The 26699-nt window shown below is 59.9% G+C and carries 5 protein-coding genes; 4 read left to right on the plus strand and 1 reads right to left on the minus strand.

Features of this window, described 5'->3' with window-relative positions:
* Nucleotides 1-68 precede the first annotated feature (68 nt).
* The 3 genes from CKW23_RS17560 to CKW23_RS17570 are packed head-to-tail and all read left to right on the plus strand — an operon-like array spanning nucleotide 69 to nucleotide 4812.
* Nucleotides 69-1109: an efflux RND transporter periplasmic adaptor subunit gene (locus CKW23_RS17560; RefSeq protein WP_095068066.1), complete on the plus strand. Its 1041-nt coding sequence runs from the start codon at nucleotides 69-71 to the stop codon at nucleotides 1107-1109.
* Complete coding sequence (locus CKW23_RS17565; RefSeq protein WP_095068058.1) at nucleotides 1106-4153, plus strand: efflux RND transporter permease subunit; 3048 nt, start codon at nucleotides 1106-1108, stop codon at nucleotides 4151-4153. Before CKW23_RS17560 ends, CKW23_RS17565 begins: the two co-directional genes overlap by 4 nt.
* 53 nt (nucleotides 4154-4206) lie before the next feature.
* A complete protein-coding gene (locus CKW23_RS17570) occupies nucleotides 4207-4812 on the plus strand; it encodes a LysE family translocator (protein WP_025260140.1) in 606 nt (201 codons plus the stop codon).
* 216 nt (nucleotides 4813-5028) lie between these two features.
* Here the strand turns inward: CKW23_RS17570 and CKW23_RS17575 are convergent, their stop codons facing one another.
* Nucleotides 5029-5238, minus strand: a complete 210-nt coding sequence (locus CKW23_RS17575; protein ID WP_025260141.1) for a hypothetical protein — start codon at nucleotides 5236-5238, stop codon at nucleotides 5029-5031.
* Between the two features lie 313 nt (nucleotides 5239-5551).
* On the opposite strand from CKW23_RS17575, the gene CKW23_RS17580 reads away from it, so the two are divergent.
* Nucleotides 5552-26699: non-ribosomal peptide synthase/polyketide synthase (locus CKW23_RS17580; protein WP_095068059.1), on the plus strand; the 21148-nt coding region annotated here is incomplete at its 3' end.

Here is a 26699-nt window from a genome sequence, read left to right on the forward strand (position 1 = left end):
TTGCCGGTCGTCGAAAGCGTGTCTGGATTGTGCTGGTACTGGGCGTTGTTCTGGCGCTTGTGTGGGTGATGCGCAGTCGCCCACAGGCCCCGGTCGCCGAGCCGGTGAGTAATCTCAGCAGTCTCAGCGTCGAAGTCACTCGTGCGCAGTGGCGTCCCTGGCCTGATGAGCTGACGGCAAGCGGCCGTCTCTTGCCCTGGCAGGAGGCGTTAATCAGTGCTGAAACCGGCAGCCTGCGCATCGCCAGTATTAATGCCGATATCGGCGACCGGGTACGCAAGGGACAGGTGCTGGCCACTCTGGCTCAGGACAGCCTGCAGGCCGAGCAGAGCAGGCAGCAGGCAACCGTCGAGCAGGCCCGGGCCAATCTGCAAAAGGCACAATCCGATGTGCGTCGCGCCGAGGTGGTCGGTGTGACCGGTGTGTTGTCCGCCCAGCAAAGCGAGCAATACCGTATTGCTCTGGCCACTGCCAAGGCCGAACTCGGCGTTGCGAGCGCCGATATGCAGAGCATTCGTATCCGTCTTGGTCAGACCCGAATCGTGGCGGTCGATGATGGCATCGTCTCATCGCGTACTGCGCTGCTGGGTAACGTGGTGAATGCCGGGACCGAACTGTTTCGGCTGGTGCGTGAAGGTCGCATCGAGTGGCAGGCCGAGCTGGATGCCCGGCAACTGCTTCAGGTCAAACCCGGACAGCACGCACAATTGACGCTGCCCGATGGCCAGTCGGTGTCGGGTCAGGTTCGTCTGCTGTCGCCCATCCTCGATAACAACACCGGTCGGGCGTTGGTGTACGTGGCGCTTGAGTCAGGCAGTGCGGCGCGCTCTGGCATGTATGCCAGTGGTCGCATCGAGTTGCCTGCCCGACCTGCGCTGACGGTCCCGGATACTGCCGTGTTTCTGCGTGATGGCCGTTCATGGGTATTCACTGTCGGTGCGGATGAGCGCGTTGCGCAGCGTCAGGTACACGTCGGGCGTCGCCGGGACAATGCCGTGGAAATCGTCTCCGGGCTGGACGAGCGACAGACCATCGTGCGCTCCGGTGGAGCCTTCCTCAGTGATGGCGTCCATGTAACTCCGGTGGCCGCGGGGGCTGTGCAGCCATGACGCTGTCGTCCTTGTCCATTCGCTTTCCGGTCCCGGCAATCATGCTGTTTATCCTGCTGGGTGTGCTGGGCTTTATCGGCCTGCAACGGCTGGGTATTCAGGATTTCCCTGACCTCGATCTGCCCACAGTCACCATCAGCGCGTCCCTTGAAGGCGCGGCTCCCGAGCAACTGGAAACCGAGGTCGCCCGCAAGCTTGAGGACCGGCTTTCATCGCTGCGCCTGCTCAAGCATGTCACCACGACCATCACTTCCGGCAACGTACAGATCAATGTCAGCTTCGCCATCGAGAAGGATGGCAACGAAGCCCTCAACGAAGTCCGCAATGTGGTGGACAGCGCCATGGCGGAACTGCCCGCCAGCCTGGAAACTCCCAGCGTCTCGCGGATGACCATTCATGACACGCCGGTGCTGACGTATGTCATCGATGCGCCGGGCATGGACGAAGAGGCACTTTCCTGGTTTGTAGACAATGAGCTGAGCAAGCACCTGCAAGAGGTCAAGGGTGTTGCTCAGGTGCTGCGTGTAGGCGGTGTCGAGCGCGAGGTTCAGGTGGATCTCGATCCGACCATGATGGCCGGGCTGGGGCTGGGTGTCGCCGATGTGGAGACGCAGCTCAAGGCCATGGAAGTCGATAACTCCGGCGGGATGGCGGAGCTGGGTGGCGCACGCATGGCGGTACGCACTCTGGGTGGCATCGAGGACCCGCAGGCACTGGGCGCCGTAGATGTTCCGACTGGCGATGGTCGCTCTTTTGCGCTGCGCCAGTTGGCGACGATCCGCGACCATCATGCCGAGCGCCATTCCCTTGCATTCCTCGACGGCAAGCCGGTGATCGGTGTTCAGGTTATCCGCTCTCTGGGGTTTTCCGATGTCAGCATGGCTAGCGGGATTCGCGAGGCGGTGGCGGACTTCGTGGCCCGACAGCCTGGTATCAGCCTGACTGAAATCAGCGACAGCTCGGCCTCGGTACTGGAGAACTATCACGACTCCATGAATCTGCTGTACGAGGGGATTCTGCTGGCGGTACTGGTGGTGTGGTGGTTCCTGCGCGATCCACGGGCCATGCTGATTGTTGCAACTGCATTGCCGCTGTCGATCATCCCAACGTTTGGCTTGATGTACTTCGCCGGCTTTACCCTCAATACCGTTTCCTTGCTGGCCCTGGCGTTGATCATCGGTATTCTGGTGGACGATGCGATTGTCGAGGTGGAAAACATCGCCCGGCATCTGCGCATGGGCAAAAGCCCCCGTGAAGCTGCCATGGAGGCGGCGGATGAAATTGGCCTGGCGGTGATCGCTACCACCGTGACTCTGGTGGCGGTGTTTCTGCCGACTGCTTTCATGGGCGGTGTTGCGGGCAAGCTGTTCGTGCAGTTCGGGGTCACGGCGTCGGCGGCGCTGCTGTTTTCGTTGATGGTTGCGCGCTTGCTGACCCCGATGATGGCTGCGGCCTTTCTCAAGCCCGTGGAGCATGTCGAACAGGATGGCTGGCTGATGCGCCGCTATCTGGTGTGGATTCATCGCAGCCTTGAATGGCGCAAGACCAGCATGGCCCTGGCCGGGTTGTTCTTTGCCGGCTCACTGGCGCTGATCGGCTTCTTGCCTACCAGTTTTCTGCCAGCTCAGGACATTGCCCGATCCACCATTACCCTGGAACTGCCACCAGGTGCCACTCTTGAACAGACTGCCAGCCTGGCCCGGGATGCCAGCGCCCGACTGAAATCGATCCAGGGTATCCGGCATATCTTTTCCATGGCGGGGACGGCGGGCAGCGATGCGGGGGATGGCGCGATCGTCAACCGGGCGACGCTGACGGTTGAACTGGCTCGACGTCAGGATCGCGAACTCAGCCAGACCGAACTGGAAGCCCGCATGCGCGACGCCTTGCGTCCGCTGCCGGGGGCTCGTATCAGCGTTGGGGGCGATGGTAATGGCGAAAAACTCGATATCGTGCTGGCCAGCGAAGACGGGAATCTGCTGGAGCGAACCGCGCTGGCGCTTGAACCTCAGCTGCGTCAACTGAGCGGTGTGGGCAATATTGCTTCCAGCGCCTCACTGCAGGCGCCGGAAGTCCAGTTCCGGCCCGATTACACAAGGGCTGCGCAACTGGGAGTCACCAGCCAGCAGATTGCCGACACCTTGCGTCTGGCCACCTACGGCAGCTATTCCTCGGCACTGGGCAAGATCAATCTTTCCCAGCGTCAGGTGAATCTCAGGGTGCGTATGAGCCCTGACCTGCGGGGTGATCTCGAACGTATCGGCCAGTTGCGCGTCAATGGCCGGGATGGTCAGGTGGCGCTGGCCTCCCTGGGAGAGCTGAGCACTGGCAGCGGGCCGGCACAGATCGATCGTCTGGACCGTCAGCGTTACGTCACGCTGTCGGTCGAACTCAATGGTCGCAGCCTGGGCGAAGTGATGAACCAGGCCCGTCAGTTGCCGGGGCTTGCGCATCTGCCTGCCGGCGTCCGGCTGGTGGAGCAGGGCGAAGTGCAGTTGATGAGCGAGCTGTTTGGCAGCTTCGGCCTGACCATGGCCATCGGTGTGTTCTGCATCTATGCAGTGCTGGTGCTGCTGTTTCACGACTTCCTGCAGCCAGCCACCATTCTTTCCGCGCTGCCTCTTTCCCTCGGTGGTGCATTGCTGGGTTTGCTGGCCTGCGACCTGAGTTTTTCCCTCTCTTCGGTCATCGGTCTGCTGATGCTCATGGGCATCGTCACCAAGAATTCGATCCTGCTGGTTGACTACGCCATTCTCGCGCGCCGGGATTTCGGCATGAGCCGTTATGACGCACTGCTCGATGCCTGCCACAAGCGTGCGCGGCCGATCCTGATGACCACCATCGCCATGGGCGCCGGCATGCTGCCGACCGCTATCGGCGTGGGTGCCGATCCGGGATTCAGGCAGCCCATGGCGGTCGTGGTGATCGGCGGATTGCTGACCTCCACCGTGCTCAGCCTGTTGGTGATTCCGGTGATCTTTACCTACGTGGACGACCTGCTGCAGCTCTTCAAGCGCGCAACGAAGGCTTTTCAGCATGACTGACCTGCGCGGATCCGCTGTTCCAATCAACGCTAAAACCGAATGAGGGCATCAACATGAGTGGTTCAATCTTTCTGACGCTGCTTGCCGTGCTCGCGGTTCCCGGCCCGACCAATTCGCTGTTGTTCCAGACCGGCATGAACCGGGGGTTCAATGCGAAGTCACTGTTGTGGGTGGGGGCAGAGTGGCTGGCCTATATGATTCAGATCACGGCCTGGGGCCTGACCCTGGACCGGGTCGCTCGCGACTATCCCTGGGTGGCGACGCTCAGCAAGGCCTTTGCAGTGTGCTTCCTGTTCTATATTGCGATGAAACTCTGGTCCATGGCACGTTCCGGCCAGCACGCTGATGATGCCCCGGGCCTATCACCGACAGGTTTGTTCGTTGCGACACTGACCAATCCCAAGGGGTTGTTCTTCGCCTCGTTCGTGGCACCTGCCGGTACTTTCCTGAGTAGTGCGGACTACCTGGCATTCATGAGCACTTTTACCGCTGTCGTCCTGCCGGTCGGTTCGGCCTGGGTCATCTTCGGCGCCTGCTTCGGCAGCCGGTTGAGTTCACCGCGTTCTTCGCAACTGTTGAACAAGGGCGTTTCCATGGTGATCGGCCTGTTCGCGACCGGTCTGCTTTACAACCTGGCTTCGCATTCGTTTACCGTCTGATGTCAGTGGAGTTTACCCGCGAACAGGCCAGTGCAGTTGTATTGCATGGCCTCTTCGCGAATGAATTTGCTCCCTCAGAATTGCGTAGGGGCGAATTCATTCGTGAAAAGTTGACGGTATATTATTCAGGAGTGTAAATAAAAACGATCCTGCAGAAAGAGGATCGGAAAGGTAATGGCAGGCAGGAGTTATTAATTAACTAATGCTGTTAGTGCTTTATTGTTGAATGATATCGCTCGAAGAGTGCGACGTGCGAATCAGTGAGTGGGCGGCGTAGAAACCCAATACTCTTCGGCTTTTGGCGCGGTACTCACAAGCCACCAGAGACGAGGCGGGCAGGGAATCCGCCGCTCCGGCATTGATTACCTGCATCTTCCTGCCTCCCGAGCGCAGACGTACGTATTCACCGGGTTCGAAGCTGTTCATGTCATCGTCCTTTTTGCGTGAAACTGCCCAAACGTTACTTTCACGCTTGTATTCGAGCATTGCAGAGCAAGGTTGTCTGTGGTGAGAAACGGGGACAAGCTCCGCATACTTATTGTTTGTACCTTACGTCCTGTTTCTTGTCCGGGTATCCAGTGACATACATGTACCTGAGCGCCTGATTAAAGTTCCCTCATATCTACCGAAGTCACTGACTATTCGAGACAGAACATATGACGATTTTTGCTGGAAACAAGGCGGTCAAGTGGGTGTTGGATCGGGTGTCCGGTTATTGCGTGATTCAAGGAGCAGTTGCATGAACCAGTCCCTTTCCGTGCCTGACACTTACCCACTTACTGCCGCCCAGCGTGATATCTGGCTCGATCAGGCTGTAAACAGTGATATTCCTCTCTACAACCTGGTTGGATATGCCCCGATCAAGGGCAATATCGATGGCGAGCGTCTCCAGCGGGCTGCCACGAAACTGATTCGTCGCCACGATGCGTTGCGAATGGTGCTGTTGCATGGGACAGGTGACGATGGCCTGCCTGTACAGGCCTTTGTCGATCATCCGTCCTTGCAGATGACGCTGCATGATTTCTCCGGTCATGAGGACCCGGACACTGCGATACGGGAATTCGTGAGAGCACGTGCCCAGGTACCGTTCAAGATGGACGGTTCGCCACTGATACGCATGCAACTGCTCCGGGTCAGCGAGAACCTGAGCTGTTTCTGTCTTGAAGCCCACCACCTGATAATCGATGGCTGGGGTATTTCGCTCCTGCTCACGGATCTGGCCGAACTCTATGAGGCAGATGACGCTTCTGACGACTCGCAGGCGCCGTCCTACGTGCAATTCATTCAGGACGATATCGCCTACCGGGACTCGAAGCGTTATGCCCGTGATCAGGATTACTGGCTGAACAAGTACCAGGATGTACCCGAGCCGCTGCTGGAGCCGCGCCATCGGTCAGGCTCCGGTCTGGCGCCCTCGGGCCAGGTGTCGCGCAGTTACCCGCCAGCGTTGCTGGAGCGCATCGACCAGGTCGCACAGCCTCTGCAGTGCTCGCGCTTTCAGGTGTTGATGGCTGCGCTTTATGTGTACTTCATGCGTACATCCCGACGCGAAGAAGTGGTCCTCGGCCTGCCGATCCTCAACCGTTCCAATGCGAATTTCCGCAAGACCATGGGGCTGTTTACCCAGGTCAGTGCGGTGCGTCTGCGGTTCGATGCCGAACTGAGTTTCGGTGAGCTGGCGACTGAAATCGCCGGTGTTCTCAAACAGGACTACCGAAACCAGCGTTTTCCGCTAAGTGAAATGAACCGGTCCCTGGGCCTGTTGCGCGATGGTCGGGGCCAGGTCTTCGATGTGTCGGTTTCCTATGAGTTGACCGATCAGCGCCTGACTTTCGATGGGGCACCTGCATACATCGTCAAATGCAACAGCGGTTATGAGCAGACGCCGCTGGCCATTTATATCCGCTCCAATGCACATACCGATGAGTTCTTCATGGACTTCATCTACAACGAAGCGTTTTTCCAGGCTGATGAGGTCGAGAGCCTCGCCGAGCGCTTCATGCACATACTGGAGCAGGGGCTGCAAGACCCGAATCTTCAGGTGCGTGCCTTCAACCTGCCAACGCCTGCCGAGGCCCGGTTGTTTGAAGCATGGAACCAGAACCATGAGCAGGCTGCTGTACAGGACTATCAGACCATTCATGGCCAGTTCGAGGCGCAGGCACAGGCCCGTCCCGATGCGGTGGCGCTGCTGCATGAAGGCCAGAGTGTCACTTACGGCCAGCTCAACGCGCAGGCCAACCAGGTTGCGCATCGCCTGCGCCAGCTGGGTGCGGGTCCCGACAATCGCGTGGGGATCTGTGTCGACCGTGGCCCGCTGATGATCATCGGCCTGCTGGGTATCCTCAAGGCCGGTGCCGGTTATGTACCGCTGGATCCGGCCTATCCCCGGGAGCGTCTGACATTCATGCTTGACGACAGCATGCCGCTGGCGTTGTTGACCGAATCCGCACACCTCGAACATTTGCCGACCCAGGACATTCCACTGCTGCTTCTGGATCAGCCCGAGGCTTCCGGTATTGCCGGGCAGTCTCAGGAAAACCCACAGGTTGTCGGGCTTGAACCCGAGCATCTGGCCTATGTGATCTATACCTCGGGTTCTACCGGGCTGCCCAAGGGCGTGATGGTCGAACACCGCAATGTCCTGCGCCTGTTCTCGGCAACCCGTGAATGGTTCGACTTCGGCACCGATGATGTCTGGGCGCTGTTTCACTCCTTCGCCTTCGACTTCTCCGTCTGGGAAATCTGGGGTGCGCTGTTGCATGGCGGCAGCCTGTTGCTGGTACCGCAACTCACGACGCGCTCACCTGAAGCCTGTTATGACCTGTTGTGCGAAGCCGGTGTCACGGTCCTCAACCAGACGCCGAGTGCCTTCCGGCAGATCATTGCTGCCCAGGGTGAAAACCCTCGCCCGCATGCATTGCGGCAGGTGATTTTCGGTGGTGAAGCGCTGGATACCAGCATTCTCAAACCCTGGTACGCGCGCCAGGCGAATGCCGCTACACAACTGTTCAACATGTACGGCATTACTGAAACCACCGTACACGTCACTTGCTATCCATTGAGCAAGGACGATGTCGAAGGCGGTGTCAGCCCCATCGGCAAACGTATCCCGGACTTGCGTCTTTACCTGCTCGATGACCACGGCCAGCCGGTTCCACCGGGCGTCGTGGCCGAGCTGTATGTAGGCGGTGCCGGGGTTGCCAGGGGCTATCTGAACCGTCCCGAACTGAACACCGAACGTTTTCTGGCTGATCCCTTCGATGCCACTCCCCATGCACGGATGTACCGCTCGGGTGACCTGGCACGCTGGACGAAAGACGGCAGTCTCGACTATCTCGGGCGTAACGATGATCAGGTGAAAGTCCGCGGATTCCGTATCGAGCTGGGTGAAATCGAAAGCCGTCTGGCGGCCTGCGCCGGTGTCCGCGAAGCCGTGGTGATTGCACGTCAGGACGAGCCGGGCGACAAGCGCCTGGTGGGTTATGTGATACCGGAAGCCGGTCAGTCACCGACAGCGGCCGATCTTCGCTCCGAGTTGCTGGAGAACCTGGCCGATTACATGGTGCCCACAGCCTTTGTACTCTTGTCCGATTTTCCCCTGACCACCAACGGCAAGCTGGACCGCAAAGCCTTGCCTGTGCCGGACGCCGAGGCCTTCGCACGACGTGAATACGAAGCGCCGCAAGGCCCGGTCGAAACGCTTCTGGCCGGTCTATGGGGTGAATTGCTGGGTGTCGAGCGCATCAGCCGTCATGACCAGTTCTTCGAGCTGGGAGGTGACTCGCTGCGGGCGGTCAAGTTGATCGAGCGCATGCGTGAAGTCGGGCTGCACGTCGATGTGCGTGTCCTGTTCGGTCAGCCCACGCTGCGAGTGCTGGCTGCAACGGCAGGTTCGGGTCGTGAAGTGGCGGTACCGGCCAACCTCATCGAGCCGGGTGTGCAGCGCATTACCTCGCAGATGCTGCCACTGGCTCGCCTGAGCCAGGAGCAGATCGATGCGGTGGTGGCCGGAGTGCCCGGCGGTGTCGCCAATGTCCAGGATATCTACGCGCTGGTGCCGTTGCAGGAAGGCATTCTCTATCACTATCTGTCGACACCCGAAGGCGATCCCTATCTGCTTCAGGGCACGCTGCGCATGGACAGCCGTGCTCATGTCGATTCATTCGTTCAGGCGTTGCAGGCCGTGGTTGCACGACACGACATCCTGCGCACCTCGATTGCCTGGGAAGGTCTGGACGAGCCGGTCCAGGTCGTCTGGCGCGAAGCGCCGCTGCGGGTTCATGAGCATGCACTGCACGTGACCGACGGCGATATTGCCGCTCAGTTGCAGGCCCGGCTCGATCCGCGTCACATGCGTTTCGATCTGCGCCAGGCGCCGTTGCTGGAGCTTCATCTGGCCCAAGATACCGCTCGAGGCGGCTGGGTTGCAGTGATTCTTCTGCATCACCTCATCGACGACGCGACTTCGCTGCGCATTCTGGGTATGGAAATCCAGGCTCATATCGACGGACGAAGTGCCGAGCTGGCGGCTTCTGTTCCGTACCGCAACTATGTAGCCCAATCCCGTCTCGGCATCAGCCGCGAGGAACACGAGGCATTCTTCAGCTCGGCCCTGGGCGATGTAAACGAGCCGACGCTGCCGTTCGGCTTGCAGGATGTACAGGGCGATGGCATTGCCATCGAGCAGGCCGTCGTGGCGCTGGACGATCAGCTCGCTCAGCGCCTGCGTGCCCATGCCCGTGAGCTGGGCGTCAGCAATGCCAGCATTCATCACCTGGCCTGGGGGCAGGTGGTCGGTCGATTGTCGGGGCGTGAGGATGTGGTATTCGGGACCGTCCTGATGGGCCGCATGCAAGGCGGCCAGGACGCCGATCGCGCCCTGGGGATGTTCATCAACACGCTGCCGCTGCGTGTGCCGGCCCTGGGGGCGAGCGTCAGGGCGGCGATTCGCACCACCCATGAGCGCCTGGCGGCCTTGCTCGGTCATGAGCATGCACCCTTGGCCCTGGCGCAACGTTGCAGTGGTGTGGCGGCGCCGACGCCGCTGTTCAGTGCCTTGCTCAACTATCGTCATGCAGCGGTGGGTGCTTCTGCCGGTGAGGCCACAACTGTTCTGAAATGGGCAGGTTTCGAGCTGTCGGGCGGTGAAGAACGTACCAACTTCCCGTTGTCGCTTTCGGTCGACGATCTGGGCGAGGCCTTCAGCCTGACGGTGCAGGTCGTGCCGGGGATCGGTGCCCATCGCATCGCCGATTACATGCATGCAGTCCTGGCCGAACTGGCCGATGCACTTGATCGTACTGGCGAGGTCGAGCTGCAGAGCCTGGCCTACATGCCCGATGCCGAGCGTCAGCAACTGCTGCATGGCTTCAATGCCTGTGATGAGGCATACGCTTCGGGTCTGCTGGTGCATCAATTATTCGAAGCCCATGCCGAGCAGCAACCGGATGCACTGGCGGTGACTTTCGAGTCGCAGCGCGTGAGCTACGGCGAGTTGAATCGTCAGGCCAATCGTATCGCCCATAGGCTGCTGGAACTGGGCGTCGGTTTTGATGACCGGGTCGCCATCTGCTGCCGCCGTAGCCCGGAAATGATTGCCGGCCTGCTGGGCATTCTCAAGGCCGGGGCAGGGTATGTGCCGCTGGACCCGGATTACCCGGCAGAACGCCTGGAATACATGCTCAGCGATTCTGCCCCCAAGGCCGTGCTGAGCCAGGCCAGCGTTGCCGAACTCTTCAAGGACTCCATCGTGCCCGGCGTGCTGCTCGACGGCCTGGCCGAAGGTGCGGAAGAGTTCAGCCGCCAGCCTGATCACAACCCGGAACTGGCCGCTCTGGGGCTTGCTCCGCAGCACCTTGCCTACGTCATTTATACCTCCGGCTCCACCGGTCAGCCCAAGGGCGTGGCCATGCCTCATGCGCCGCTGGTCAACCTGATGCAGTGGCAGCTCGCTGAAGGCATCAGAAGCGGTAACCCGGCCCCGGCCACCGTGCAATTCGCGGCCCTGGGCTTTGACGTGGCATTCCAGGAAATCTTCAGCACCCTGTGCGCCGGTGCGCCGCTGTCATTGATTCATGCCGACACTCGCCTGGACCTGCGCAAGCTTTACCTGCATCTGTGCGAGGCGCGCATCGAGCGTCTGTACCTGCCATGCATCGCTTTGCAGGCCCTGGCCGAGGCGTTGATCGACTATCCGGCATTGCGCGAGCAAACCTGTGCCTTGCGCGAGGTCGTCACTGCCGGTGAGCAATTGCGTATCACGGCGCCGATCCGCGCCTTGTTCGAGCATTTGTCCGGATGCCGACTGCATAACCATTACGGCCCGACCGAATCCCATGTCACCACTTCGTTCACCCTGCCGGTGAATGTTGCGCACTGGCCAACCTTGCCAGCTATCGGCGTACCGGTGGCCAATACCCGCATTTACCTGCTCGATGCGCAGTTCCAGCCGGTTCCGGTGGGTGTTGCGGGTGAGATCTACATTGGCGGCATCTGTGTTGCACGCGGTTACCTGAACCGTGACGACCTGACTGCCGAGCGTTTCCTGCGCGATCCCTTTACAGACGGCCGCCTGTACAAGACCGGCGACCTGGGTTGCCGCAGCTCCGATGGTGTAATCGAGTACCTGGGCCGTAACGATGACCAGATCAAGATCCGTGGTTTCCGGGTCGAACTGGGTGAAATCGAGTCTCGCCTGACCGATCATCTCTGCGTGCGTGATGCGGCGGTCGTGGCCCGTGAAGACAATCCCGGCGACAAGCGCCTGATTGCCTATTTCACCCAACAGCCAGGCCAGGAACCTGCTTCGGCCGACGTGCTGCGGGCTCACTTGCAGGCGTGTCTACCGGATTACATGGTCCCGGCCGCTTATGTCGAACTGGAAAAAATGCCGGTATCGGCCAACGGCAAGCTGGACCGTCGTTCCTTGCCCGTGCCGGACGCCACGGCTTTTGTCAGTCAGGCTTATGAAGCACCGCGAGGCAACATCGAAACGACTCTGGCCGGCCTCTGGTCGCAGATACTGGGCGTCGCGCAGGTGGGTCGTCACGATCACTTCTTCGAGTTGGGCGGCCACTCGCTGCTGGCGGTGAAGCTGATCGAGCGCATGCGTAAGCTGGATATGGAGGCCGATGTTCGCGTGCTGTTCAGCCAGCCGACCCTGTCTGCATTGGCAGCAGCGGTGGGTGGCGTCGAAGAGGCCCGGCAGATCCCGGACAACGGGATTCCCGAAGGTTGCGAGCACATCACCGCGTCCATGCTGACCTTGCTGGATCTGGAGCAAAACGAGGTTGACCGGATCGTCGCCGCCATGCCGGGCGGTGCGGCCAATATTCAGGATATCTACCCGCTGGCTCCCTTGCAGGAAGGGATTCTCTATCATCATATTTCTGCGGAGCAGGGTGACCCCTACCTGTTGCAGGCTGCCTTTGCCATGGACAGCCGGGCACAGCTCGACAGCTTCATCACGGCGTTGCAGAGCGTTATCGATCGTCATGACATCCTGCGCACCGCGTTGATCTGGGATGGCCTGGAGCAACCACTGCAAGTGGTGCTGCGCAAGGCTCGCCTGATCGTTGAAATCCTTGATCTGGATGCGTCTGCGGGCGATATCGCCAGCCAGTTGCAGGCCTTGTTCGACCCGCGTGACCTGCGACTCGACCTGGGGCAGGCGCCGCTGATGCGTATGGCCTGTGCCCATGACGAAACAAACCAGCGCTGGGTCGCGATTTTGCTGTTCCACCACATTGCTCTGGACCATACCGCGCTGGAAGTGATGCAGCATGAAATGCAGCTCATCCTGAGTGGTGAATCGACCGGGCTCGAGATGCCAATGCCTTACCGGCGCTATGTGGCACAGGCCCGGATGGCCGTCAGCCAGGCGGCCCATGAAAGCTTCTTCCGCGAGATGCTTACCGACGTTGACGAGCCGACATTGCCGCTGGGCCTGCAAGAGGTGCAGGGTGACGGTCGCGGTGTCGAGGAAAGCCGGTTCAAGCTGGATGCGGCCTTGAGTGCGCGCCTGCGTGGCCTGTCCCGCAAACTGGGTGTGAGCCCTGCAAGCCTGCACCATCTGGCCTGGGCTCAGGTGGTGGGCAATCTGTCGGGACGTAGTGATGTGGTCTTCGGCACGGTATTGCTGGGCCGTATGCAGGCGGGCAGCGGTGCCGAGCGTGCCTTGGGGATGTTCATCAATACGCTGCCGGTGCGGGTTGCACTGGGTGCTGTCAGCGTCAGCCAGGGTGTACGCCAGACCCATGCGCGCCTGACTGCGCTGCTGGGCCACGAGCATGCATCCCTGGCGTTGGCCCAACGTTGCAGCGGCGTGCCGGCATCCATGCCGTTGTTCAGTGCTTTGCTCAACTATCGCCATAGTCCGATCCAGTCCGACGAAGAAGTCGAGCGCTGGGGCGGTGCAGAAGTACTCGAAGTGATGGAGCGGACCAACTATCCGTTCATGCTGTCGGTGGATGATCTGGGCGAAGGTTTCCTGCTCACTGTGCAGACCGTGGCAGCCATTGCTTCGCAGCGTGTTGCGGGCTACATGAGCACCGCACTGGAAAGCCTGGCTGATGCTCTGGAATCCGCGCCTGATCTGCCGTTGCATGCGCTGAAAATTCTGCCTGCACAAGAGCGGGACGAAGTGATTTCCGGATTCAATGCCACTCAGGCTCCGTATCCGCTCGATCAGACCGTTCATGGTTTGTTTGAGGCTCAGGTCGAGCGCACGCCTGATGCGATTGCGCTGGTGTTTGGCGATGAACATCTGAGCTATGGCGAACTGAATCAGCGGGCCAACCGTCTGGCGCATCATCTGCGCAGTCAGGGTGTGGTGCCGGATGCTCGTGTTGCGATCTGTGTCGAGCGCGGTATCGATATGGTGGTCGGCTTGCTGGCCATTCTGAAGGCGGGCGGCGGTTATGTGCCGCTGGATCCGGCGTATCCGCTGGAGCGTATTGCCTACATGCTGGAGGACAGTGCGCCGGCAGCGGTATTGGCCCAATCATCGACTTTGGACTTGCTGTCAGCCGCTGATGTACCTGTAATCAATTTCGATCAGCCCGATTGGCAGGAAAAATCCGTCTCCAATCCGGTGATCGAGGGCCTGACGCCAGCCCATCTGGCTTACGTCATCTACACCTCGGGTTCTACCGGTCTGCCTAAAGGCGTAATGATCGAGCATCGCAACACAGTCAACTTCCTGACCTGGGCGCAGCAGGCTTTTGAACCTGAAGTGCTGGCCAAGACGCTGTTCTCCACCTCGCTGAACTTCGACCTGGCGGTTTACGAGTGTTTTGCGCCGCTGATCTCGGGCGGCAGCATTGAAGTGGTCAAGAACGTACTGGCTCTGCAAGAAGGTCAGCATGATGTCACGCTGATCAACACCGTGCCTTCAGCCCTGAAAGCGCTGCTGGAATCGGGCGGTCTGGGGCAGGGCGTGCATACCGTCAACGTGGCGGGTGAAGCGCTCAAAGGCTCGCTGGTGGAAAGCCTGTTTGAGCAAACCAGCGTCCAGCGTCTGTGCAACCTGTATGGCCCTTCGGAAACCACCACCTATTCCAGCTGGGTTTCGATGGAGCGTGAAGACGGTTTTGCGCCGCATATCGGTAAACCGGTGGCCAATACCCAGTTCTACCTGCTGGATGAGCATCGTCAGCCTGTACCGTTTGGCGTGCCCGGCGAGATCTATATCGGTGGTGCAGGCGTGGCGCGGGGTTATCTGAATCGTGATGACCTGACCGCCGAACGTTTCCTGGACGACCCATTCAACGCCGGAGCGCGCATGTACCGCACCGGCGACCTGGGTCGCTGGTTGGCGGACGGCAATATTGAATACCTGGGTCGTAACGACGATCAGGTGAAGATTCGTGGTTTCCGTATCGAGTTGGGCGAGATCGAAACCAAACTGGCGCGCCATGAAAGCGTAAAAGAAACGGTAGTCATGGCACGTGAAGATGTGCCGGGCGACAAGCGTCTGGTGGCGTATTTCACCTCGACCGTTGCCGAAGTTGATCTGGAGACACTGCGCGCTCATCTGCAAGGTCAGTTGCCGGAATACATGGTCCCGGCAGCCTATGTCCATCTTGAAAAGCTGCCACTCACACCAAACGGCAAGCTGGACCGCAAGGCCTTGCCAGCCCCGGACCTGCAATCCCTGATCAGCCGTGGCTACGAAGCGCCACAAGGCAGCGTAGAAACCACCCTGGCGCAGATCTGGGCCGAAGTGCTGCAGGTCGAGCGAGTGGGGCGTCACGATCACTTCTTCGAGCTGGGCGGTCACTCGCTGCTGGCCGTCAAGCTGATCGAGAAAATGCGTCAGCAAGGCCTGAGCGCCGATGTTCGCGTCCTGTTTAGCCAGCCAACATTGATGGCACTGGCTGCTGCGGTAGGCAGCGGTACGGAAATCCGTGTCCCGGCCAATCTGATCGAACCGGGCTGCACGCATATCACCCCTGACATGCTGCCGCTGGTAACCATCAGCGAAGAGCAGCTTGAGCAGGTCATCGCTTCTATTCCGGGCGGCGCAGCCAATATCCAGGACATCTACCCGCTGGCGCCTTTGCAGGAGGGGATTCTCTATCACCACCTGGCGGCCAAACAGGGTGACCCTTACGTATTGCAGGCAGCTTTCGAGTTTGCCGACAAAGGCCGGCTGGATGCTTTCTCTAATGCACTGCAATCGGTAATAGAACGTCACGATATCCTGCGCACTTCGCTGTACTGGGAAGGGCTGGATGAGCCGGTGCAAGTGGTCTGGCGTCAAGCCACCTTGGGCATGGAGCACCTTGAGCTGGACCTGGAACAAGGCGATATCGCCAGCCAGTTGCAGGCGCGTTTCGATACCCGTCAGCACCGGATGGACATTCGTCTGGCACCGCTGATGCAGATCGCCTATGCCCAGGACTCTGCAACCCAACGCTGGGTGGCCTTGCTACTGTTCCATCACATGGCGCTGGACCATACCGCGCTGGAAGTGGTCCAGCACGAGATGGAAGCCTGGCTGCTGGGTGATACCGGGCACCTGAACGAGCCGGTACCGTATCGAAATTATGTGGCACAGGTACGCCTGAGCAACGATAGCCAAGCGCAGGAAGCCTTCTTCCGAGACATGCTGGGTGATCTGGACGAACCGACCTTGCCGTTTGGCCTGCATGAAGTGCAGGGTGAGGAACGTGGTATCGAGGAGCATCGCCTGACGCTTGACCTGCCACTGAGCAAGCGCCTGCGAGCCCATGCACGCCAGCTTGGGGTCAGTGTGGCGGCCTTGCATCACCTGGCCTGGGGGCAGGTATTGAGCGCGGCCAGTGGCCGTGACGATGTGGTATTTGGCACAGTATTGGTGGGCCGCCTCAATGGTGGCGAAGGTGCGGATCGTGCCCTGGGGATGTTCATCAATACCTTGCCGCTGCGCCTGCAACTGGGTGACGGTGGGATCAGAACAGGTGTTCGTGAAACTCACGCTCGTCTGAGCGCCTTGCTGGCTCACGAACATGCACCGTTGGCCCTGGCTCAGCGTTGCAGCGGCGTACCGGCGTCAACGCCTTTGTTCAGCGCCTTGCTCAATTATCGCTACAGCGCGGCGCCGGGCGAGTACAGCCTGTCGCCGGCCTGGCAGGGTATCGAGCCGCTGAAAAGCGAAGAGCGCACCAACTATCCCTTGACCCTGTCTGTGGATGACCAGGGCGAAGGTTTCGAGCTGACGGTTCTGGTGCAGGATGGCATCGGGGCTGCGCGTGTCGCGGCCTATATGAGTACGGCACTGACTGAACTGGCGGATGCGCTGGAAAGCAGGCCGGCTGCGCTGCTTTATTCGGTTTCGGTATTGCCTGCCGAAGAACTCACGCAATTGCTGCATGGCTATAACGACACCGTTGCCGAGTATCCGCTTGAGCAGACGGTGCATGGCCTGTTTGAAGCTCAGGCCGAACGTACGCCGCAGGCGATTGCGCTGGTGTTTGGCGGTGAGCGTCTGAGCTATGGCGAGCTGAATCAGCGGGCCAACCGTCTGGCGCATCATCTGCGCAGTCAGGGTGTGGTGCCGGATGCTCGCGTGGCGATTTGTGTCGAGCGCGGTATCGATATGGTGGTCGGCCTGCTGGCCATTCTGAAGGCGGGTGGTGGTTATGTGCCGCTGGATCCGGCGTATCCGCTGGAGCGTATTGCCTACATGCTGGAGGACAGTGCACCGGCAGCGGTATTGGCCCAATCATCGACTTTGGACTTGCTGTCAGCCGCTGATGTACCTGTAATCAATTTCGATCAGCCCGATTGGCAGGACAAATCCGTCTCCAATCCGGTGATCGAGGGCCTGACGCCAGCCCATCTGGCTTACGTCATCTACACCTCGGGTTCGACCGGTCTGCCTAAAGGCGTAATGATCGAGCATCGCAACACAGTCAATTTCCTGACCTGGGCACAGCAGGCGTTTGAGCCTGAGGTTCTTTCTAAAACGTTGTTCTCGACTTCGCTGAACTTCGACCTGGCGGTCTATGAGTGCTTTGCGCCGCTGATCTCGGGCGGCAGCATTGAAGTGGTCAAGAACGTGCTGGCTCTGCAAGAAGGTCAGCATGATGTCACGCTGATCAACACCGTGCCTTCGGCACTGAAAGCGCTGCTGGAGTCCGGTGGCCTTCAAGAGGGCGTGCATACCGTCAACGTCGCGGGTGAAGCGCTCAAAGGCTCGCTGGTGGAAAGCCTGTTTGAGCAAACAAACGTCCAGCGTCTGTGCAACCTGTATGGACCTTCGGAAACCACCACCTACTCGAGCTGGGTGGCCATGGATCGTGCAAACGGTTTTGCGCCGCATATCGGTAAACCGGTGGCCAATACCCAGTTCTACCTGCTGGACGAACACCGTCAGCCTGTGCCGTTTGGCGTGCCCGGCGAAATCTACATCGGTGGCGCAGGCGTGGCCCGTGGTTATCTGAATCGTGATGACCTGACCGCCGAACGCTTCCTTGAAGATCCATTCAACGCCGGAGCGCGCATGTACCGCACTGGCGACCTGGGTCGCTGGTTGGCTGATGGCAATATTGAATACCTGGGCCGTAACGACGATCAGGTGAAGATTCGCGGCTTCCGCATCGAGCTGGGCGAGATCGAAGCCAAGCTGGCGCGCCATGAAAGCGTAAAAGAAACGGTAGTCATGGCCCGTGAAGACGTGCCGGGCGACAAGCGTCTGGTGGCGTATTTCACCTCAAGCGTTGCCGAAATCAATCTGGAAACCCTGAAAGTCCATCTGCAAGGCCAGTTGCCTGAATATATGGTCCCGGCAGCCTATGTCCATCTTGAAAAGCTGCCCCTGACCCCGAACGGCAAGCTGGACCGCAAGGCCTTGCCAGCCCCTGATTTGCAATCCCTGATCAGTCGTGGCTACGAAGCGCCACAAGGCGAAACCGAAACCACTCTGGCGCAGATCTGGGCCGAAGTGCTGCAAGTCGAGCGCGTCGGGCGTCACGATCACTTCTTCGAGCTGGGCGGTCACTCGCTGCTGGCCGTCAAGCTGATCGAGAAAATGCGTCAGCAAGGCCTGAGCGCCGATGTTCGCGTGCTGTTCAGTCAGCCAACATTGGCAGCCCTGGCTGCTGCCGTGGGCAGCGGTACGGAAATCCGTGTCCCGGCCAACCTGATCGAACCGGGCTGCACGCATATCACCCCTGACATGCTGCCGCTGGTAACCATCAGCGAAGAGCAGCTTGAGCAGGTCATCGCTTCTATTCCGGGCGGCGCAGCCAATATCCAGGACATCTACCCGCTGGCGCCTTTGCAGGAGGGGATTCTTTATCACCACCTGTCTGCCGAGCAGGGCGATCCCTATGTGCTGCAAGCGGTGTTCGGTTTTGCCAATCAAGAGCGACTGAATGCCTTCACCGGCGCTCTGCAATCTGTCATTGAACGCCACGATATCCTGCGCACTTCACTGTACTGGGAAGGGCTGGACGAGCCGCTTCAAGTGGTCTGGCGTGAGGCCACCCTGGGTGTTGAGCACCTTGAGCTGGACCTGGAGCAAGGCGATATCGCCAGCCAGTTGCAGGCGCGTTTCGATACCCGTCAGCACCGCATGGACATTCGTCAGGCCCCGTTGATGCGGATTGCCTATGCCCATGATCCGGTCAATCAGCGCTGGGTCGCTTTCCTGCTGTTCCATCACCTGGCACTGGACCATACCGCGCTGGAAGTGGTTCAGCACGAGATGGAGTCCTGGCTGCTGGGCGATACGCAGTCTCTGAGCGAGCCGGTGCCGTATCGCAATTACGTGGCTCAGGCCCGTCTGGGCACCGATCGCGAAGCGCAGGAAGTCTTCTTCCGCGACATGTTGGGGGACCTGGACGAACCGACCTTGCCGTTTGGCCTGCATGAAGTTCAGGGCGAAGGTCGTGACATCGAGGAGCATCGTCTGCCTCTGGATCTGGACCTCAGCAAGCGACTGCGAGCGCAGGCTCGTCAGCTTGGGGTCAGTGTGGCGTCACTGCATCATCTGGCCTGGGGGCAGGTGGTCAGTGCGGCCAGCGGTCGTGACGATGTGGTGTTCGGCACTGTACTGATGGGCCGCCTGAATGGTGGCGAAGGTGCGGATCGTGCCCTGGGGATGTTCATCAATACCTTGCCGCTGCGCCTGCAACTGGGTGCCGGGGAGGTAAAAGCAGGTGTTCGCGAAACTCACGCTCGTCTGAGCGCCTTGCTGGCCCACGAACATGCGCCGTTGGCCCTGGCTCAGCGTTGCAGCGGCGTACCGGCGTCAACGCCTTTGTTCAGCGCCTTGCTCAATTATCGCTACAGCGCGGCGCCGGGCGAGTACAGCCTGTCGCGAGCCTGGGAAGGTATCGAACCTCTGAAAGGCGAGGAACGTACCAACTATCCGCTGACCCTGTCTGTGGATGATCAGGGCGAAGGTTTCGAGCTGATCGTGCTGGTGCAGAATGGTATCGGTGCCGCTCGTGTGACCGCTTATATGAATACCGCGCTGACCCGTCTGGTCGAAGCGCTGGAGCAGAATCCACAGGCTTCGCTCGGCAGTCTGTCGGTACTGCCGCAAGATGAGCTTGAACAAGTGCTGCGCGGCTTCAACGCGACCGATGCCGAGTATCCGCTCGACCAAACGGTGCATGGCCTGTTTGAAGCTCAGGCCGAACGTACGCCGCAGGCGATTGCGCTGGTGTTTGGCGATGAACATCTGAGCTATGGCGAACTGAATCAGCGGGCTAACCGCCTGGCGCATCATCTGCGCGGTCAGGGTGTGGTGCCGGATGCTCGTGTTGCGATCTGTGTCGAGCGCGGTATCGATATGGTGGTCGGTTTGCTGGCCATTCTGAAGGCTGGCGGTGGTTATGTGCCGCTGGATCCGGCGTATCCGCTGGAGCGTATTGCCTACATGCTGGAGGACAGTGCGCCTGCTGCCGTGTTGGCACAGACTGCGACGCTGGAGTTGGTGTCGGCTGCGGATGTACCTGTGGTTAATCTTGATCAGCCCGATTGGCAGGACAAATCCGTCTCCAATCCGCTGATTGAAGGCCTGACGCCAGCCCATCTGGCTTACGTCATCTACACCTCGGGCTCTACAGGCTTGCCTAAAGGCGTAATGATCGAGCATCGCAATACGGTTAACTTCCTGACCTGGGCGCAGCAGGCCTTTGAACCTGAAGTGCTGGCCAAGACGCTGTTCTCCACCTCGCTGAACTTCGACCTGGCGGTTTACGAGTGTTTTGCGCCGCTGATCTCGGGCGGCAGCATTGAAGTGGTCAAGAACGTGCTGGCCCTGCAGGACGGCGAGCATGACATTACCCTGATCAACACCGTACCTTCGGCGTTGAAAGCGCTGCTGGAGTTCGGTGGCCTTCAAGCGGGCGTGCATACCGTCAACGTGGCGGGTGAAGCGCTCAAAGGCTCGCTGGTCGAAAGCCTGTTTGAGCAAACCAGCGTCCAGCGTCTGTGCAACCTGTATGGCCCTTCGGAAACCACCACCTATTCCAGCTGGGTTTCGATGGATCGTGAAGACGGTTTTGCGCCGCATATCGGCAAGCCCGTCGCCAATACCCAGTTCTACCTGCTGGATGAGCATCGTCAGCCTGTACCGTTTGGCGTGCCGGGCGAGATCTATATCGGCGGTGCCGGTGTGGCGCGGGGTTATCTGAATCGTGATGACCTGACCGCCGAACGCTTCCTTGAAGACCCATTCAACGCCGGAGCGCGCATGTACCGCACTGGCGATCTGGGTTGCCGGCTGACTGATGGCAATATTGAATACCTGGGCCGTAACGACGATCAGGTGAAGATCCGCGGCTTCCGCATCGAGCTGGGCGAGATCGAAGCCAAGCTGGCGCGCCATGAAAGCGTAAAAGAAACGGTAGTCATGGCCCGTGAAGACGTGCCGGGCGACAAGCGTCTGGTGGCATATTTCACCTCAAGTGTTGCCGAAATCAACCTGGAAATTCTGAAGGCGCACCTGCAAGGCCAGTTGCCTGAATACATGGTCCCGGCAGCTTATGTGCATCTGGACAAACTGCCCCTGACCCCGAACGGCAAGCTGGACCGCAAGGCCTTGCCAGCCCCTGATTTGCAATCCCTGATCAGCCGTGGCTACGAAGCGCCACAAGGCAACGTAGAAACCACCCTGGCGCAGATCTGGGCCGAAGTGCTGCAAGTCGAGCGCGTCGGGCGTCACGATCACTTCTTCGAGCTGGGCGGTCACTCGCTGCTGGCCGTCAAGCTGATCGAGAAAATGCGTCAGCAAGGCCTGAGTGCCGATGTGCGCGTGCTGTTCAGTCAGCCAACATTGGCAGCCCTGGCGGCTGCCGTGGGCAGTGGCACTGAAATCCGCGTGCCGGCCAATCTGATCGAGCCCGGCTGCACGCATATCACCCCTGACATGCTGCCACTGGCAACCATCAGCGAAGAACAGCTTGAACAGGTCATCGCTTCCATCCCCGGTGGTGCAGCCAATATTCAGGATATCTACCCACTGGCCCCATTGCAGGAAGGAATTCTTTATCACTACCTGGTTACCGAGGATGATGATCCCTATGCCGTGCAGACGCTTTTCGGCTTTGCCAGCGAGGAGAGGCTGAATGCGTTCTCCGGCGCGCTGCAAAGCGTTATCGAACGTCACGACATCCTGCGCACGTCGTTCTTCTGGGAAGGACTGGATGAACCGGTACAGGTGGTCTGGCGTCAGGTTCACCTGGAAGTCGAAGCCCTTGAACTGGACCCTGCGCAGGGCGATATCGGAGCGCAACTGGAGGCGCGTTTCGATGCCCGCCAGTACCGCATGGATATCCGTCAGGCTCCGCTGCTGCGGATTGTCTATGCCCATGACCCGGTCAATCAGCGTTGGGTAGGGTTGCTGCTTTCTCATCACCTGATCCTGGACAACACCGCATTGGCCGTTGTGACCCAGGAGATGGAAGCCTGTCTGCTGAATACGACACAGCACTTCAATGAATCGGTGCCGTATCGCAACTATGTGGCTCAGTCTCGCCTCGGAGTCGATCAGGCAGCCCATGAAGCGTTCTTCCGGAGCGTGCTGGGCGATCTCGACGAGCCGACTCTACCGTTCGGTCTGCATGAAGTTCAGGGCGACGGTTACAGTGTCGAAGAGCATCACCTGGCGCTGGACCGTGACCTGAGCCTGCGCCTGCGAGCGCAGGCCCGCCAGCTCGGGGTCAGCGTGGCGTCTCTGCATCACCTGGCCTGGGCGCAGGTGCTCAGCGCAGCCAGCGGTCGCGATGACGTGGTGTTCGGCACCGTCTTGATGGGCCGCCTCAGTGGTGGCGAAGGGGCCGACCGTGCCTTGGGCATGTTCATCAACACCTTGCCGCTGCGCCTGCAACTCAATGCCCTTGAAGCGCGCACCGGCGTTCGTGAAACCCATGCCCGCCTGAGCGCCTTGCTGGCTCACGAGCATGCGCCGTTGGCCTTGGCTCAACGCTGCAGCGCAGTGCCAGCCTCGACGCCACTGTTCAGCGCCTTGCTCAACTATCGCTACAGCGCCGCGCCGGATGAGCACAGTCCTTCGCCTGCGTGGGAAGGTATTGAACCCCTGAAAGGCAGCGAGCGTACGAACTATCCGCTCACTCTGTCGGTGAATGATCAGGGCGAAGGTTTCGAGCTGACCGTGCTGGTGCAGGAAGGTATCGGGGCTGCGCGTGTAGCGGCTTACATGAGTGCCGCCTTGGCCGGATTGGTAGCGGCGCTGGAAAACACACCTGCCGCTCCGCTTCATGAAATCAGCGTGTTGCCTGCCGAAGAACTCACGCAGTTGCTGCATGGCTATAACGACACCGATGCCGAGTATCCACTCGACCAGACGGTGCATGGCCTGTTTGAAGCACAGGCCGAACGTACGCCGCAGGCGATTGCACTGGTATTTGGCGGTGAGCGTCTGAGCTATGGCGAGCTGAATCAGCGGGCCAACCGTCTGGCGCATCATCTGCGCGGTCAGGGCGTGGTGCCGGATGCTCGCGTGGCGATTTGTGTCGAGCGCGGTATCGATATGGTGGTCGGCCTGCTGGCCATTCTGAAGGCGGGCGGCGGTTATGTACCGCTGGATCCGGCGTATCCGCTGGAGCGTATTGCCTACATGCTGGAGGACAGTGCGCCTGCTGCCGTGTTGGCACAGACGGCGACGCTGGAGTTGCTGTCGGCTGCGGATGTACCTGTGGTTAATCTCGATCAGCCCGATTGGCAGGACAAATCCGTCTCCAATCCGGTGATCGAGGGCCTGACGCCAGCCCATCTGGCTTACGTCATCTACACCTCGGGTTCTACCGGTCTGCCTAAAGGCGTAATGATCGAGCATCGCAACACAGTCAACTTCCTGACCTGGGCGCAGCAGGCTTTTGAACCTGAAGTGCTGGCCAAGACGCTGTTCTCCACCTCGCTGAACTTCGACCTGGCGGTTTACGAGTGTTTTGCGCCGCTGATCTCGGGCGGCAGCATTGAAGTGGTCAAGAACGTACTGGCTCTGCAAGAAGGTCAGCATGATGTCACGCTGATCAATACCGTACCTTCGGCACTGAAAGCGCTGCTGGAGTCCGGTGGCCTTCAAGAGGGCGTGCATACCGTCAACGTCGCGGGTGAAGCGCTCAAAGGCTCGCTGGTGGAAAGCCTGTTTGAGCAAACCAGCGTCCAGCGTCTGTGCAACCTGTATGGACCTTCGGAAACCACCACCTACTCGAGCTGGGTGGCCATGGATCGTGCAAACGGTTTTGCGCCGCATATCGGTAAACCGGTGGCCAATACCCAGTTCTACCTGCTGGACGAACACCGCCAGCCCGTACCGTTTGGCGTGCCGGGCGAAATCTATATCGGCGGTGCCGGTGTGGCCCGTGGTTATCTGAATCGTGATGACCTGACCGCCGAACGCTTCCTTGAAGATCCGTTCAACGCCGGAGCGCGCATGTACCGCACTGGCGACCTGGGTCGCTGGTTGGCGGACGGGAATATCGAATATCTGGGCCGTAACGACGATCAGGTGAAGATTCGCGGCTTCCGCATCGAGCTGGGCGAGATCGAAGCCAAGCTGGCGCGCCATGAAAGCGTAAAAGAAACGGTAGTCATGGCTCGTGAAGACGTGCCGGGCGACAAGCGTCTGGTGGCGTATTTCACCTCGGCCGTTGCCGAAATCAATCTGGAAACCCTGAAAGTCCATCTGCAAGGCCAGTTGCCTGAATACATGGTCCCGGCAGCCTATGTCCATCTTGAAAAGCTGCCACTGACACCAAACGGCAAGCTGGACCGCAAGGCCTTGCCAGCCCCTGATTTGCAATCCCTGATCAGCCGTGGCTACGAAGCGCCGCAAGGCGAAACCGAAACCACCCTGGCGCAGATCTGGGCCGAAGTACTGCAAGTCGAGCGCGTAGGTCGTCACGATCACTTCTTCGAGCTGGGCGGTCACTCGCTGCTGGCCGTCAAGCTGATCGAGAAAATGCGTCAGCAAGGCCTGAGCGCCGATGTTCGCGTCCTGTTTAGCCAGCCAACCCTGATGGCACTGGCTGCTGCGGTAGGCAGCGGTACGGAAATCCGTGTCCCGGCCAATCTGATCGAACCGGGCTGCACGCATATCACCCCTGACATGCTGCCGCTGGTAACCATCAGCGAAGAACAGCTGGAACAGGTCATCGCTTCTATTCCGGGTGGCGCAGCCAATATCCAGGACATCTACCCGCTGGCGCCTTTGCAGGAGGGGATTCTCTATCACCACCTGTCTGCCGAGCAGGGCGATCCCTATGTGCTGCAAGCGGTGTTCGGTTTTGCCAATCAAGAGCGACTGAATGCCTTCACCGGCGCTCTGCAATCTGTCATTGAACGCCACGATATCCTGCGCACTTCGCTGTACTGGGAAGGGCTGGACGAGCCAGTCCAAGTTGTCTGGCGTGAGGTGCAACTGGGCGTTGAAGAGGTCGAGGTGGATATTGCCCTGGATGCCGTCACCCAGTTGCAGCAGCGCTTCGATACCCGTCAGCACCGCATGGACATTCGTCAGGCTCCGTTGATGCGGATTGCCTATGCCCATGATCCGGCCAATCAGCGCTGGGTCGCCTTCCTGCTGTTCCATCACCTAGTCATGGACCACACCGCCCTGGAAGTGGTCAGCCATGAGATGGAGTCGTGGCTGCTGGGCGATACGCAGCCTCTGAGCGAGCCGGTGCCGTATCGCAATTATGTGGCCCAGGCGCGTCTGGGTGCTGATCGCGAAGCTCAGGAAGCCTTCTTCCGCGACATGTTGGGGGATCTGGACGAACCGACCTTGCCGTTTGGCCTGCATGAAGTGCAGGGCGACGGTTGTGCCGTCGAGGAGCATCGTGAAGCGCTGGACCGTGACTTGAGCCTGCGACTGCGGGCACAGGCCCGGCAGCTCGGGGTCAGCGTGGCGTCTCTGCATCACCTGGCCTGGGCGCAGGTGCTCAGTGCAGCCAGCGGTCGCGATGACGTGGTGTTTGGCACCGTACTGATGGGCCGCCTGAGTGGCGGTGAGGGCGCCGATCGTGCTCTGGGGATGTTCATCAATACCTTGCCGCTGCGCCTGCAACCGGGTGCCCATAAGGCTCAAACGGTTATTCGTGAAACCCATGCTCGCCTGAGCGCCTTGCTGGCTCATGAACATGCGCCTTTGTCGCTGGCTCAACGTTGCAGTGGTGTGCCGGCTTCGACGCCGTTGTTCAGTGCCTTGCTCAACTATCGCTACAGCGCTGCGCCGGGTGAGCACAGCCTGTCGCCAGCCTGGGAAGGCATCGAAGCCCTGCAAGGTGAAGAACGCACCAACTACCCACTGACTCTGTCTGTGGATGATCAGGGAGAAGGCTTTGAACTGACCGTTCTGGTGCAGGAAGGTGTCGGGGCTGCGCGGGTAGTGGCTTATATGAGCACTGCACTGGCTCGTCTGGTTGAGGCACTGGAGCAGTCTTCACACGCTGCGTTCAGCAGTGTCTCGGTACTGCCGGAAGATGAGCGGGAGCAACTGCTGCACCGCTTCAACAACAGCGGCACAGACTATCCACGGGACCGCTCCGTTCATGCCCTGTTTGAACAACAGGTGGCCGAACGTCCTGAAGCGCTGGCCGCTGTTCATGGCGAGCAGTCGCTGACGTACGCCGAACTCAATAGCCGGGCCAATCGACTGGCTCATTACCTGATCAGCCAAGGCGTCAATCCGGGCGATGCGGTGGCGATTCTGCTGCCTCGTTCGCTGGACCTGCTGGTGGCGCAACTGGCGATTAATAAATGTGCTGCCGTTTATGTGCCGCTGGACGTCAATGCACCTCAGGAACGTCAGGCGTTCATGGTGCAGGACAGCGGCGCTCGCCAGATTCTGACCCATGGCGACCTGGACGTGCCTCAAGGCGCTGCCCGCATCGACCTGGACCGTCTGGCTCTGGCTCAGCAATCCG

Origin of the sequence: Pseudomonas sp. Irchel 3A18 (genome assembly GCF_900187465.1) — a bacterium.
GTDB lineage: Bacteria > Pseudomonadota > Gammaproteobacteria > Pseudomonadales > Pseudomonadaceae > Aquipseudomonas > Aquipseudomonas cichorii.

What these genes read in the sequence shown, in the direction of transcription:
- CKW23_RS17560 (WP_095068066.1), top strand. Translation starts at nt 69, where the DNA reads ATGCGCAGTCGCCCACAGGCCCCGGTCGCCGAGCCGGTGAGTAATCTC.
- CKW23_RS17565 (WP_095068058.1), top strand. Translation starts at nt 1,106, where the DNA reads ATGACGCTGTCGTCCTTGTCCATTCGCTTTCCGGTCCCGGCAATCATG.
- CKW23_RS17570 (WP_025260140.1), top strand. Translation starts at nt 4,207, where the DNA reads ATGAGTGGTTCAATCTTTCTGACGCTGCTTGCCGTGCTCGCGGTTCCC.
- CKW23_RS17575 (WP_025260141.1), bottom strand. Translation starts at nt 5,238, where the DNA reads ATGAACAGCTTCGAACCCGGTGAATACGTACGTCTGCGCTCGGGAGGC.